Below are 13,839 nucleotides of genomic sequence, written 5' to 3' on the forward strand. Positions count from 1 at the left end.
TGATGGGATTCACTCCTTGTGGGATGCCTTGTCGACCAGGAAGTCGACGAGATGGTTGCGGATTTCGTAGTAGCGGGGTTCGTGGTGCAGGCTGGCGCGCGTCCGGTCGCGCGGCAGGTCTACGCTGACGGACTCGGCAATGCGGGCGTAGGGGCCCGCGCTCATGAGCAGGATGCGGTCCGACAGCAGAATGGCTTCGTCCACGTCGTGCGTGATCATGAATACGGTCTGGCGGGTTTGCTGAACGATGCTGCGCAGCTCATCCTGAATGGTGCCGCGCGTCAGCGCGTCCAGCGCGCCAAAGGGTTCGTCCAGCAAGAGCATCTTGGGCTGGATGGCGAAGGCGCGGGCGATGCCCACGCGCTGCTTCATGCCGCCCGACAACTCGCTGGGTTTCTTGGCCGCTGCATGCGCCAGGCCCACCATGTCCAGATAGCGCATGCTGTGTTCGCGCACCTGTTCGCGGGTGTAGGCGGGCCAGCGCGAACGCACGCCGAATTCCACGTTTTGCAGCGCGGTCAGCCACGGCAACAGCGCATGCGCCTGGAACACAACGCCGCGCTCCAGCGACGGGCCAGAGATCTGGCGGCCGTCCATGATGACGACGCCTTCGCTGGTGTCGTCGATGCCGGCCAGCACATTCAGGATGGTCGTCTTGCCGCAACCCGAATGGCCGATGACGCAGACGAACTGGCCTTGCTCGATGTCGAAATCAATGTTCTCGAACACCGGCGGCTGGGGTTGGCCGTTGCGGCCCGGGTAGCGTTTGCCCAGGCCCTGGACTTGCAGAAATGCATGGCTCATGGCGTTACTCCCGATAGCTGACCAGCCGCGCCGCGCGCGCCAGCAAGGTGTCCAGCAGCATGCCGATCAGGCCAATGAAGAAGATCGCGCAGATGATGTTGGCGATGGACAGGTTGTTCCATTCATTCCAGACGAAGTAGCCGATGCCGGTGCCGCCGATGAGCATTTCGGCGGCCACGATCACCAGCCAGGCGATGCCCACCGAAATGCGCATGCCCGTCATGATGGTGGGTGCGGCGGCAGGCAGAATCACCTGCAACGCGGTGCGCAGGCGCGACACCTCCAGCGTGCGCGCTACGTTCAGCCAGTCTTGCCGCACGGCGCCCACGCCGAACGCGGTGTTCACCAGCATCGGCCACAGCGAGCAGATGAAGATCACGAAGATGGCGGACGTGTCGGCGTCTTTGATGGTGTAGAGCGCCAGCGGCATCCACGCCAGCGGTGAAATCGGTTTGAGCACCTGGATGAAGGGGTCGAAGGCGCGGTAGACGGTCTTCGACATGCCAATCAGAAAGCCCAGCGGGATGGCTACCAGCGCCGCCAGGCCAAAGCCCGTCAGCACGCGCGCCACCGAATACGCCAGCTGCACGCCGATGCCTTTGTCGTTGGGGCCGCGGTCGTAGAACGGGTCTTTGACGTGCTGCCACAGTTTCTCGCCCACCTCGGCGGGGCCGGGGAAGGGCGTCTTCGAACCGCTGGCCGCCGCATTGCCGACCAGTGCCGCATAGGCCGGGTCCACCGCCACACCGCCCGTGTCGGGCCGAGTGGCGGCGTGCCAGAGCAGCAGAAACGCGAGGAACAGCGCGACGGACAGGAACGTTGCCCGCCAATATTGCATGGACCGCATCAGGTCCTCCGGATCTTGAAGCCGGCCAGATAGGCTTCAGGCTGGGTGGGGTCGAACGGTTTGCCCATGATGCTGAAGGTCTTGTTGGTTTCAGCGGGCGGGGTCAGGCCGGCCTCGCGCATCAGGCGCACGGCGTCGGTCGCCAGGAAGACGTCGGCGGCCACCTTCTGGTAGTCGACGTCGCCCTTGATCTGGCCCCAGCGTTTCATCTGCGTCAGTATCCACACGGCAAACGATTGCCAGGGCATGGGATCGAAGTCGATGCGGTTGGGGTCGGTCAGCACTTTGCCCAGGCCGTCGGCGTAGGTGCCGGTCAGCACTTGTTCGACCACGGTGACGGGCTGGTTCAAGTAGTTGGGCGCGGCGATGGCGGTGGCGATTTCCTTGCGGTGCTTCGGGTCGCGGGCGTAGGCGGTGGCTTCGATGATGGACTTCAGCAGCGCCTGGTAGGTGTTGGGCATCGTCGTGACGAATTCCTTGCTGGCGGAAAACGCGCAGCAGGGGTGGCCGTCCCAGATGGCTTTGGACAGGGTGTGGATGAAGCCCACGCCGTCGTACACGGCGCGCTGGTTGACGGGGTCAGGCGCCAGGAAGCCGTCGATGTTGTCGGCGCGCAGGTTGGCCACCATTTCGGGGGGCGGCACGGAACGGATCTGCACGTCGGTGTCGGGGTCAAGACCGTGCTCGGCCAGGTAGTAGCGCAACAGGTAGTTGTGCATGGAGTAGTCGAACGGCACGGCGAACTTGAAGCCCTTCCAGTCCTTGGGGTCGCGGCGGTCTTTGTGCTTCATGGACAGCGTGATGGCCTGGCCGTTGATGTTTTCCACGGCGGGCATCGTCCACGGCACGGCGCGGCTGGCGCCCACGCCCATCGAGATCGCCAGCGGCATGGGCGACAGCATGTGGGCGGCGTCGAATTCGCCGGACATGGCTTTGTCGCGGATCAGCGCCCAGCCGGCGGTCTTGACCACTTCCACATCCAGGCCTTGCTTGGCGTAGAAGCCCATGGGGTGCGCCATGATGATGGGCGTGGCGCAGGTGATGGGGATGAAGCCGACTTTGAGTTTCTGTTTTTCCAGCGGGCCGGTGGATTGCGCGAAGGCTTCGCGGGCGGCGGCCAGCGGGAAGATCGACGCAATGGCGGCCATGGCGGTGCTGCTGCCCACAGCGCGCAGGAAGCGGCGGCGCAGCGCGTCTTGCGGGAACAGGGCGCGCATTACGGCCTGTTCTACCGCGCTGTCCGTGGCGGATGATGTGGCCGCTTGCGCGGCGCGTTCGTGTTCGGCCTGCGAGGCATGGCGGCCGCAGCCGCAGGCAAGACGGCTGTTGGCGTCGAACGGATTGCTGAATAGGGACATGGGATGGCTCCGGCCTAGAGGGGGTTGGAGCCATCATGGGGCCGGCCGCGCGGGGGCGGTATCCCGGGTTCGACGATATGCGTGTAGGGGATTTACTACGCGGTGCGGGGTGTGCGCCGGGGTGGTGCGCGTGGGCCTAAAGCGCACCCAGCTGGTGCGTGTTGGCGTAGGCGACCAGTTCCACCAGCGTGCGCACGCCGAGCTTTTCGAAGATGCGGCTGCGGTAGGTGGAGATGGTGTTGACGGACAAGGCCAGTTGTTCGCCGATGGCGGATACGGATCGGCCGGCGACCAGCAGCTGCAAGACCTGGAATTCGCGGTTGGACAGTTGTTCGTGCGGGGGGCGGGTGGTGTCCTGGCGGACGGTGTGGGCCAGCAGTTCGGCGACGGCGGGGGTGACGTACAGTTTTCCGGCGGCGGCGTTGACAAGCGCGGACAGCAGTTCGTCGGGGTCGCAGCCTTTGTTCAGGTAGGCGTGCGCGCCGGTGCGCAGGGCGCGCACGGCGAACTGGGTTTCGGGGTAGACGGACAGCATGACGACGCCCAATGCGGGGTAGTCGGCGCGTACGGTCTTCAGGACGTCCAGGCCGTCTCGTTCGCCTAGCGCGACGTCCAGCACGATGGCGTCGTAGCGGGTTTGACGCAGGGCGCGCAAGGCGGAAGGCGCGTCGGCGGCTTCGTCCACGAGCGCCACGCGTGGGTCTTCTTCCAGGATGCGGGCAAGGCCGCGGCGGATGATGAGGTGGTCGTCAACGATGAGCAGGTTCAGGGCCATGGCGAAATCTTGGGGGATCGGGGCGCGAAGTCAGCGCGGGAAGTTCAGCGCGGGAAATCTAGGGCGGGAAATTCAGGGCGGGAAATCTAGGGCGGGAAATTCGGGGCGATAACTTCAGGTGGGGTTGAGGCGCAGGCGGGCGCGCATGCCGGCGCCGGGGGCGCTGTCCAAGGCAAGGTCGCCACCGATGCCGCGCGCGCGTTCGCGCATGCCGAGGATGCCGAAGGTGTGGCGGGTTTCGGGCAGTTGCATGCCGATGCCGTCGTCTTCGACGGTGATGAGCAGGCCGTCTTCGGTCCACACGGCGCTGACGCTGACGCTGCGGGCGCAGGCGTGGCGTTGGACGTTGGTGAGCAGTTCCTGGACGATGCGGTAGACGGCGATTTCGGCGTTGCGGTCCAGGCGCCGGCGTTCGGTGTCAGGCGGGCACAGGTAGCGGCATTGCAGGCCGGTGCGGGTTTGCAGGTCTTGCAGCAGGGTTTCCAGGGCGGCCCAGAGGCCCAGGTGATCCAGGACGACGGGGCGCAGGTCGCTGAGGATGCGGCGGGTGGCGCCCATGGCGGTCTGGGTGACGTCCAGCATGCGGTCGACGTGGGTTTGCAGTTGGGGCGTGGCGCCCAGCTGGCGGCGCAGCCAGTTCAGGTCCAGCTGCAAGGCGGTGAACGAGGCGCCAAGATCGTCATGGATGTTGCGGGCGATGTGGGCGCGTTCTTCTTCGCGCAGGGTGGACAGGTGGGAAGACAGACGGCGCAGCGAGTCGTGGGCGCTTGTGAGTTCGGCGGTGCGTTCGCCGACGCGGCGTTCAAGCTGGGCTTGGGTGCTGTGCAGTTCGCGTTCGATGCGTTTGCGGTCGGTGATGTCTGAAAACGTGACGACGGCGCCGACTACTTCTTGTTCGTTGCGGATGGGGTAGGAGGCGTATTGGGCGTCGAAGCAGGAGCCGTCGCGGCGCCAGAGCACTTCGTCGTCAACGCGCACGCCACGGCCTTCGCGGAAGGCTTGGAAGATGCGGCAGTCGTGGACGGGCATCAGGTCGCGGTTGGCGTGGGAGTGATGGATCAGGTAGTGCATGTTGCGGCCGACGACTTCATCGGGGGAGTAGCCGAGCAGGGTGGCGCCGGCGCCGTTGATGAAGATGCAGCGGCCGCGCAGGTCGATGCCGTAGATGCCTTCGCCGGCGGACTCCAGAAGCATTTCCAACTGCCGGCGCCAGGCGGCGTGGTGGGAGAGATGGTTTAAGTCGGCGAACATAATTACGTGTTTTCCCCGGGGCGCGCTTGGTCTTTGTTTTTTGGGAAGTTTACGGGAAGGGTGTTGGCCGTGGTTGAAGGGGCATGTGCCTTACTTGAAGTGGCGTTGGTTGTCGTGCTTGTTTTGGAGAGCTTTAGTTCACGGCGAAACCCCGCGCGGGTAATACGTCGGGCGGATTGCTTGGGACGCCCGGGGTGGCGGCGGGCTGGGGGGCGCGGGTCAACGATTGCGGTCCGGAGCCTTCGCTCCGGACTGCCCCGTCGTCATCTTCGTTGCGGCCTACGGCCGCTGCCTTCAGATTCCCTCGGGCGCATCGACTCCCCGCGCCCCCCAGCCCGCCGCCACCCCGGGCTGCGCCGGTTGAAATTTGGACGTCAGCGGGGGCGGGCGGATTGCTTGGCCTGCTTCTGGGGGCTGTATTTGGCTTGGAAGATCTTGCAGGGCCGCCCGTCGCCTGCCGCCCGGGCGGCGGGCGGTGGGCATGTGGGCTTGTGCATTCGTGGGATGGGGGAAGCGTCGCTTTGCGTCACGCGCGATCCGTTGCAGATCGCGCGTGCGCCATCGCACGGCGTCGTGCTACGGCACCAATGACAGGCCTACGCGGAACTGCGATTCGTTGCGCTGGTTGTATCCCAACAAGGTCTCGCCGTACCCGTTGAAATACTGCAAATGCAGATACCCGTTCATGTTCAAGAACGTGCGCTGCAATGGCCAGGCGAAGTCCAACTGCGTCGTGCGGCGCTTCTGGTCGCCTTGGCGGTACATCGCGGACACCACGGCGCCGTTGTCTTGCGCCCAGCGCAACTGCCAATCGACGCGGCCGGCGTAGTCGGCGTAGTCGCGGTTTTCGTCGGCCACGGCGAAGTAGGCTTTGACCTTGGGGGCGAAGGTCAGCGTGCTGCCGCTGTCGAAGCGGTAGTGGAAGCGCGGTTCGATGTAGCCGTCGTTGACGGAGCGGGAGTCTTCGCCGTCCTTGCCGTTGGAGTTGTGCTCAACGCCGGTGTTCATGCCGAAGCGCCAGTTCTGGTTGGCTGACTGCCAGATGTTGTCCGATAGCCAGAACGCGCTGGGGTTGAAGGTGGTGTCGATGAAGGGCATGGAGTCGCCCTGCAAGTCCCACAGCGAGGTCTGGGTGTAGGCCAGGTAGAAGTTCTCGCCCCAGGTTGCCGGGCGGTCGCCGCTGGGGCTGAAGAGGCGGTACTTGGCGCTGATCTGGAAGCGGGCGGTGGTTTGGCCGCGCGTGCCGATGTCGAAGTAGACGGGTTTGTATTCCGAGATCGAGCTGCGGAAATGATCGAACGCCGTTTGCGGTTGTACGGTGGGCGTGACGGCGGCGGCGGGGGCGGGGCCGCCTTCGGGCGATGCGCCGACGGCGGTGACGGCGGCCACGGGTACGGGCTGGCCGCTGCGGGCGTCAACGACGGGGCCTTGGGCGGGCGTGCTGGCGACGGTGCCGCTTTCGCGGCCGGTGGCGTCCAGCGCCATCATCGAGGGCTGGCCTTCGATGGAGACGGCTTGCAGGCCGCGTGCGGTGCTGGGGACGACGGCGGTCCAGGCCATGCGCGCGAAGTTGTTGACGGGCACGCTGTAGCTGGCGCGGTCGCCGGCCAGCTTGGCCAGGCTGCGCACGATCTGGCCGTCTTGGCTGCGCCATTGCAGCACCAGTTCTGGTGGCGCTTCCCAATTGGCGCGCGCGCTGCCTTCGTTGAAGTACACGGCTTCGATGGTGACGGTTTCGCCTGGGGCGGCGGACGGGCGGTCCATCCGGTACGACACGCCTGCGGTGGCGGCGCTGGCGGCGCTGAGGGCGACGGCGGCGGTCAGGGCGTGCAGGGCGAAGTGGGGGTGTGCAAGACGGCGTAGGGGCATGGGCGCGGTGTGTTGTTCTTGTGACGAGGCAATGTAGCATCGCGCGCGGCAACTGTTTGTAAGGCAGGCTTATCGGATGTAGGGCTTGTAATAAACAGGTGTTACTCAGGATGTCGGCGTGGCATTGCTTGCGCGGCATACGACAAGGCCCCGCGCATTGATGACAATGCGCGGGGCCTTGTGTTTGGTGGCTAAGCCGCAGCGCGGCCCAAGTGGCGAGTGCGCGCCGGGTAAGCGTTTAAGCGCTAAGCGTTTACTCGTTCGGCTTATTCGCCGAACTTGATGCCTTGCGCCAGGGGCAGGTTGCGCGAGTAGTTGATGGTGTTGGTCGCGCGGCGCATGTAGTTGCGCCAGGCGTCGGAACCCGATTCGCGGCCGCCGCCGGTTTCTTTTTCGCCACCGAAGGCGCCGCCGATTTCAGCGCCGGATGTGCCGATGTTGACGTTGGCGATGCCGCAGTCCGAACCCGATGCCGACAGGAAGGCTTCGGCTTCGCGCAGGTCGTTGGTGAAGATGGCTGACGACAGGCCTTGCGGCACGCCGTTTTGCAGGGCCAGTGCGTCGCTGAATTCCTTGTAGCGCATCACGTACAGGATGGGCGCGAAGGTTTCGTGGCAGACCACGTCGGTCTGGCCGGGCATTTCGGCGATGGCCGGACGCACGTACCAGGCGTTGGGGTATTCATCGGCCAGCACGCGTTCGCCGCCGGTGACTTTGCCGCCTTGTTCGCGCGCGGCTTTCAGGGCTTCTTGCATGGCGTCGAACGAGCCGCGGTCGATCAGCGGGCCAACGAGGTTGCCGCTGTCCAGCGGGTTGCCGATGGGGGCGCTGGCGTAGGCTTTGTGCAGGCGTTGGACCAGGGCGTCGGCCACGCTTTCGTGGACGATCAGGCGGCGCGTGGTGGTGCAGCGCTGGCCGGCCGTGCCGATGGCGCCGAAGACGATGCCGCGTGCGGCCATGTCCAGGTCGGCGGTGGGGCCGACGATGATGGCGTTGTTGCCGCCCAGTTCCAGCAGCACGCGGCCAAAGCGTTGTGCGACGCGCGGGCCCACCTGGCGGCCCATGCGGGTGGAGCCGGTGGCGGACACGAGCGCGACGGTGTGCGAGTCGACCAGCGCTTCGCCCACTTCACGGCCGCCGATCAGCACTTCGGACAGGCCGGCGGGCGCGTCGCCAAAGCGTTGCACCGCTTGGGCGAACAAGGCTTGGCAGGCGAGCGCCGTCAGCGGTGTTTTTTCAGACGGTTTCCAGACGACGGCGTTGCCGCAGACGATGGCCAGCGCGGCGTTCCACGACCACACGGCCACGGGGAAGTTGAAGGCGCTGATGATGCCGATCACGCCCAGCGGATGCCAGGTTTCCATCATGCGGTGGCCGGGGCGTTCAGACGCGATGGTCAGGCCGTACAACTGGCGCGACAGGCCGACGGCGAAGTCGCAGATGTCGATCATTTCCTGCACTTCGCCTTCGCCTTCGGCCACGATCTTGCCGGCTTCCAGGCTGACGAGACGGCCCAGCGCGGTTTTGTTTTCGCGCAGCGTTTCGCCCAGCAGGCGGATCAGTTCCCCCCGGCGCGGGGCCGGCACGTCGCGCCAGGCCAGGCTTGCCTGACGGGCGCGGGTGATGGCCGAATGGGCCTGCGCCACCGTGTGTTCGTGCACCTGGGCCAGTTCAGCGCCGTCGATCGGGCTGCGTGCGGTCAGCGTGCCGCCGGTAAGCGCGTCGGCGTTCAGGCCGAGCGCGCGCAGGATGTCTTGGGGGGTGTCCATGCCGGTTCCTTGGATTGCCAGCGAAGCCCATGTTTTGAAACTCATGTCTTCGCTTAAGGGTTATGCCTAAGTGGCGATTCTGGAAAAAAATTTACTATACGAAACTCTGGCGTGAATTGCGAAACTTTTTTTTAGAGCCGGCCCAACGTGATGGGGTGCCTACGTGGCAGACGCTTTACTTGATGTTCAAGCAGTCACCAAGACCTTCCAACGCGACGGCCAGCCGCCGCATCTGGCGTTGGACGCCGTCGATTGCCAGCTGAATCGGGGCGAAGTGATGGTGGTCGTCGGGCCGTCCGGCTCCGGCAAGAGCACCTTGCTGCGCACCTTGAATGGGCTGGAAAGCATCGATAGCGGCACGATCCGCGTGGACGGCGTGTCGCTCACTGACCCCGCCACCGACGTCAACCGCTGGCGCACCGAAGTGGGCATGGTGTTCCAGCACTTCAACCTGTTCCAACACCGTACTGCGCTGGACAACGTTGCGCTACCCCAGCGCGTGGTGCGCGGCCGCAGCCGTGCGGATGCCGAACGTTATGCCCGAGAGCTTTTGGGCCGCGTGGGCATGGGCGATTACGGCGAGCGCTATCCCAGCCAGTTATCCGGCGGCCAGCAGCAGCGCGTGGCGATTGCCCGCGCGCTGGCCATGGACCCCAAGCTGATGCTGTTTGACGAAGCCACTTCTGCGCTTGACCCCGAAACGGTTGGCGGCATTCTGGAGCTGATGCGCCAGTTGGCCCGCGATGGCATGACGATGGCGGTGGTGACCCACGAAATGGGATTCGCCCGCGACGTCGGCGACCGCGCGCTGTTCATGGACGCCGGCCGCATCGTCGAAATCGGCACGCCCGACGAGGTGTTCTGTCATCCGAAAGAGGCGCGCACGCGCGCCTTTCTGGAAAAGATTTTGTAGTCCAAGCAGGCCGGTCCGGCTAATCCGGGCGCTGCCGGCCCTGCGGCAACACGATTCGCTTCGCCCGGAACGACAAGGCTTCATCCACCTCTAGGGGATATTGAAATGCTGAAAATCAAACAATGGCTGGGCGTGGCCAGCGTCGCATTCGCGGCCGCCACGGTTGCGCAGCCGGCGCAAGCCGACGAGCTGGGCGACATCATCAAGCGCGGTGAATTGCGGGTGGCGGTGCAGACTTCTGGCCCGCTGATGAGCTTCATGGACAAGTCCGGCAACCGCACGGGCCTGGCCGTGGAAGTGGCCAAGCGCATGGCCGACGACCTGGGCGTGAAGCTCGTTTTGCAGGACTACGAGTGGAAGGGCCTGTTGCCGGCGCTGCTGTCCGGCAAGGCTGACATGGTGGCTGCCGACATGACGCCCACCCCGCAGCGCGCGGCGCAGGTGCTGTTCTCGGCGCCGATGTTCTATGCCGAAACCGTCGCCGTCGTGCCCAAGGATTCCCCGTACAAGTCGTACGAGGAACTCGACAAGGCCGGCGTCAATGTCGGCGTGCTGGGCGCCAGCACCTATGCCGAAGTGGGCAAGAAGATGCTGCCCAAGGCCACGATGAAAGAGTTCTCGGGCGGCAGCGCCCCGGTCGGGCAGGCCTTGTCCAGCGGCCGTCTGGACGCCGGCATCATGTCCATGTCCACTGCGAACCAGTTCCTGGTGGACTTCGGCAACCTGCGCGTGCTGGACGGCGTGATGGTGCGCGAGCCGCTGGCGTTCGCCGTCGGCCCCAATGCGTTCCGCCTGAAGTTCTGGCTGGATAACTGGCAGACGCTGAAGACCGCCGACAACACGCTGCCCGAGCAGGTCAAGTACTGGTACTCCACGGATTGGAAGAAAGACCACTGATCCATCGATTGCGATTACGCAACACCACACGGAGACCTGAGCGCCCATGGACTGGCTGATCGATTACTACAACTGGCGCATCGTCAGCCAGTACACGGGCCAATTCGCCACCGGCCTGGCCAACACGCTGATCGCGGCGGGCGCAAGCCTGGTGCTGTCGGTGTTGGCCGGCGTGCCGCTGGCCTTGCTGCACATGTCGCGCCGCCCCGCCATCTGGCGCCCGGTGGCGGCCTACGTGCAGTTCATCCGTTCCACCCCCTTGCTGGTGCAGATTTATCTGGTCTATTACGCGGTGCCGATGCTGATTCCGGGCGCCGGGCGCTGGAGCGAAATGATCCTGGGCATCATGGCCATGACGCTGCACCACGCCGCCTACATGAGCGAGATCATTCGCGTGGGCATCGAGTCCGTGCCGCGCGGCCAGATCGAAGGCGCCAAGGCCTGCGGCATGAACTATCAACAGCGGTTGCGCTACGTCGTGCTGCCGCAAGCCTTCGTCAATACGCTGCCGCCGCTGCTGGGGCAGACCGCCGTTCTCATCAAAGACACGTCGCTGCTGTCGCTGATCACCGTGTTTGAGCTGGTCGCCGCAGGCGTGCAGATGAACAGCGACCGCATCGTGCCCAGCGAGAGCTTCCTGACGATTGCCGCCGGCTATCTGCTGATCTACGGCTGCATGCTGTTGTTGTCACGGGGCGTCAGCCTGTGGCTGGCCGGCCCGGCCTGGAACGCGAGGTAAACATGCTGGATTCCTATCTTTCCACTGCCGGCGTCGTGCTGCCCTTTCTGCTGAAGGGCTTCTGGGAAACGCTGAAGATTTCGTTCGTGGCCATCATCGCGGGCTCGTTGCTGGGCTTCGTGATTGGTGTAATCCGCAGCTATCACATTCGTGTCATCCACCAGCTGCTCGGCCTATACATCCACATCCTGCGCGGCACGCCGTTCTTGGTGCAGCTCTACATCTTCTACTTCGTGCTGCCCAGCACCGGCATCGAACTGCTGCATTGGGATTCCGGCACCGCGGCGTTTGTGTCGCTGTCCGTCTATACGTCGTGCTACGTGGCCGAAATCGTCATGGGCGCCATTCAGTCTGTGCCGCGCGGCCAGACCGAAGGGGCCATGACACTTGGCCTGCGGCCCTTGCAGATTCTGCGTCTGGTGGTCTTGCCGCAAGCCATGCGCCTGATCGTGCAGCCCATGAGCGGCGTCTACGTCATGCTGATCAAAAGCACCGCCATCTTGTCGGTGGTTGGCATTACCGAACTGACGCGCCAGGGCGAGGTGTTCATCATTACCTTCCCGGCGAAATCGCTGTTCATCTACGGCATGATCGCCGCCATCTATTTCATCTACTGCTACCCGTTGCTGCGCCTGGCCAACTGGCTGGAAAAGCGCTTGACGGGCGGCTTGCAGGGCGCAAGCCTGCACTGACACGGACCGCATCGGCATGGCCTCCGAGTACATCGACACCTATTACAAACGCACGCTGTCCGACACCGAGACCACTTATCCGGCGTTGGCGGGCGTGTCCAGCACCGATGTCTGCGTAGTGGGCGCGGGGCTGGCGGGCTTGTCCACCGCGCTGGAACTGGCGCGCCGCGGCCGCAACGTCACCGTGCTGGAAGCGCAGCGCGTGGCCTGGGGTGCGTCGGGCCGCAACGGCGGCTCGGTCTCGCCGGCGTTTTCGGCCGGCGCCGACGCCATCAGAAAGCATGTGGACGAAGACCACTACCGCCAGCTGTACCGGCTGTCGATGGAAGGCGTGGAGATCATCCGCGACAACATCCGCACGCTCGCCATCGCCGACGCGCACAAGGTCGACGGCCGGCTGCGCGTGGTGCGCTACGAAGCCACGGATGCGCTGAACCAGTGGTGCGACGCCCAGCGCCGCGACTTCGGCCGTGACGTGCGCTTTCTGACGCGCAACCAGGTGCGCGAACGCCTGGTGTCCGACGTCTACCACCAAGGCGTGGAAGACCCGAGCTCGTTTCACTTTCATCCGCTGAACTACGCCCGCGCGCTGGCCCGCGAATGTGTCCGGCTGGGCGTGCGCATCCATGAAGATTCCCCGGTCACCGGCGTCACCTTGGAAGGCGCCATCAAGCATCTGAAGACGGCGCAGGGCCAGATCGATGCGCGTACCGTGGTGCTGGCCACCGGTGGCTACACGGGCGACGTTGTACCCGCGCTGCGCCGCGCGATGCTGCCGATCGCCACCTACATCATGCTGACCGAACCGCTGGGCGACCGCGTGCATGAAGCCATCCGCAGCACCGCCGCCATTGGCGATGACCGCCGCGCCGGCAACTACTATCGCGTGCTGGATGGCGGCCGCATCGGCTGGGGCAGTAGAATCACCACCCGTGTCGATGACCCGCCCGATCTGGCCGAGTCCCTGCGCCGCGAATTGCTGTCCGTCTACCCCCAATTGCAGGGGCTGCGCGTCGAGACCGCATGGTCGGGGCGCATGGCCTACGCCCGGCACCTGATGCCGCAGATCGGCCGGCTGGCGCCGGACGTCTGGTATTGCACGGCGTTTGGCGGGCACGGCATGAACACCACCTCAATCGGCGGACGCGTCGTGGCCGAAGGGATCAGCGGCGACACGCAGCGCTACAAGCTGTTCGAACCGTTCGGGCTGGCGTGGAACGGCGGCGGGCTGGGGACAGCGGCGGTTCAACTGACTTATTGGTCTTACCAGGCGCGCGACTGGTGGCGGGAGCGCTCATCGCGGGCATGACAAGGTACACAGGATGCAAGGCAACAAACAGAGCGCATTGGCACAACGGCTGCGAGCCCTGCGCCAAGAGCGCGATTGGACTCTGAAGCAGTTGGCGGCGGCCACCGGCGTGGCCGCGTCCACGCTGTCCAAAATCGAGAACAGCCTGCTGTCGCCCACCTATGACAACCTGATCAAGATCGCCGCCGGCCTCGAGCTGGACGTGGCCGAACTCTTCACCGCGTCCGATGCCCACATGGGCACCGGCCGCCGCAGCCTCAGCCGCCAAGGCGAAGGCCGCCAATACGACACCCCGTACTACGACCACCGCCTGCTGTGCACCGCGCTGTCACACAAGCGCATGATGCCGTTCCACACCCGCGTCAAAGCCCGCTCGTTCGACGAATTCCAAGACTGGAGCCGCCACGGCGGCGAAGAATTCGTCTACGTGCTGGAAGGCGAGGTGCAGCTGTACACGGAATTCTACGAACCCGCCCGCCTGAAAGCTGGCGAGAGTTTCTATATAGACAGCCGCATGGGACACCGGGTCATCAGCCTGAGCTCGCAAGACGCGATCGTGCTGTGGGTGTCCACGCACGCGGATATTGAAGAAGAGTAGGGCGCGGCAGGGGCGGGT

13 protein-coding genes are annotated in these 13,839 nt (G+C 65.0%); 6 read left to right on the top strand and 7 right to left on the bottom strand.

The annotated features are described in order from the left end of the window. Positions 1–9: 9 nt before the first annotated feature. The 7 genes from AC1DSJ_RS03945 to amaB form a co-directional block, all read right to left on the bottom strand. Positions 10–804, bottom strand: a complete 795-nt coding sequence (locus AC1DSJ_RS03945; RefSeq protein WP_054427848.1) for an ABC transporter ATP-binding protein — start codon at positions 802–804, stop codon at positions 10–12. Positions 805–808: 4 nt separating this feature from the next. Further along, positions 809–1,651: a nitrate ABC transporter permease gene (ntrB, locus tag AC1DSJ_RS03950; protein ID WP_427949203.1), complete on the bottom strand. Its 843-nt coding sequence runs from the start codon at positions 1,649–1,651 to the stop codon at positions 809–811. Further along, positions 1,651–3,009 (bottom strand): CmpA/NrtA family ABC transporter substrate-binding protein, encoded by a 1,359-nt coding sequence (locus AC1DSJ_RS03955; RefSeq protein WP_054427846.1) that lies wholly within the window; start codon positions 3,007–3,009, stop codon positions 1,651–1,653. The genes ntrB and AC1DSJ_RS03955 overlap by 1 nt, the downstream gene beginning before the upstream one ends. Before the next feature lie 136 nt (positions 3,010–3,145). Next, complete coding sequence (locus AC1DSJ_RS03960; RefSeq protein WP_054427845.1) at positions 3,146–3,784, bottom strand: response regulator; 639 nt, start codon at positions 3,782–3,784, stop codon at positions 3,146–3,148. Between the two features lie 114 nt (positions 3,785–3,898). Further along, positions 3,899–5,035, bottom strand: coding sequence for a sensor histidine kinase (locus tag AC1DSJ_RS03965; protein ID WP_175171170.1), 1,137 nt, complete (start codon positions 5,033–5,035; stop codon positions 3,899–3,901). A 576-nt stretch (positions 5,036–5,611) separates the two neighbouring features. Next, on the bottom strand, positions 5,612–6,904 hold the full coding sequence (locus AC1DSJ_RS03970) for a phospholipase A (RefSeq protein WP_441371783.1): 1,293 nt from the start codon (positions 6,902–6,904) through the stop codon (positions 5,612–5,614). Positions 6,905–7,170: 266 nt separating this feature from the next. Further along, positions 7,171–8,673 carry an L-piperidine-6-carboxylate dehydrogenase gene (gene amaB, locus AC1DSJ_RS03975; RefSeq protein WP_441371784.1) on the bottom strand — a complete coding sequence of 501 codons (1,503 nt, stop codon included), beginning with the start codon at positions 8,671–8,673 and terminating at the stop codon, positions 7,171–7,173. Positions 8,674–8,836: 163 nt separating this feature from the next. Between amaB and AC1DSJ_RS03980 the strand changes: the two genes are divergently transcribed. The 6 genes from AC1DSJ_RS03980 (at position 8,837) to AC1DSJ_RS04005 (ending at position 13,821) form a co-directional block, all read left to right on the top strand. After that, the gene (locus AC1DSJ_RS03980; protein ID WP_054427841.1) at positions 8,837–9,586 is read left to right on the top strand and encodes an amino acid ABC transporter ATP-binding protein; all 750 of its coding nucleotides are present in this window, start codon (positions 8,837–8,839) and stop codon (positions 9,584–9,586) included. Positions 9,587–9,691: 105 nt separating this feature from the next. Beyond that, complete coding sequence (locus tag AC1DSJ_RS03985) at positions 9,692–10,483, top strand: ABC transporter substrate-binding protein (RefSeq protein ID WP_054427840.1); 792 nt, start codon at positions 9,692–9,694, stop codon at positions 10,481–10,483. Positions 10,484–10,529: 46 nt separating this feature from the next. Continuing rightward, positions 10,530–11,222, top strand: coding sequence for an amino acid ABC transporter permease (locus AC1DSJ_RS03990; RefSeq protein ID WP_054427839.1), 693 nt, complete (start codon positions 10,530–10,532; stop codon positions 11,220–11,222). 2 nt (positions 11,223–11,224) lie between these two features. Continuing rightward, positions 11,225–11,914, top strand: a complete 690-nt coding sequence (locus tag AC1DSJ_RS03995; protein WP_175171173.1) for an amino acid ABC transporter permease — start codon at positions 11,225–11,227, stop codon at positions 11,912–11,914. Positions 11,915–11,930: 16 nt separating this feature from the next. After that, positions 11,931–13,223: an NAD(P)/FAD-dependent oxidoreductase gene (locus tag AC1DSJ_RS04000; RefSeq protein WP_054427837.1), complete on the top strand. Its 1,293-nt coding sequence runs from the start codon at positions 11,931–11,933 to the stop codon at positions 13,221–13,223. A gap of 13 nt (positions 13,224–13,236) precedes the next feature. Next, complete coding sequence (locus AC1DSJ_RS04005) at positions 13,237–13,821, top strand: helix-turn-helix domain-containing protein (RefSeq protein ID WP_441371785.1); 585 nt, start codon at positions 13,237–13,239, stop codon at positions 13,819–13,821. Positions 13,822–13,839 lie beyond the last annotated feature (18 nt).

It is taken from the genome of Achromobacter sp. 01N37, assembly GCF_056399725.1.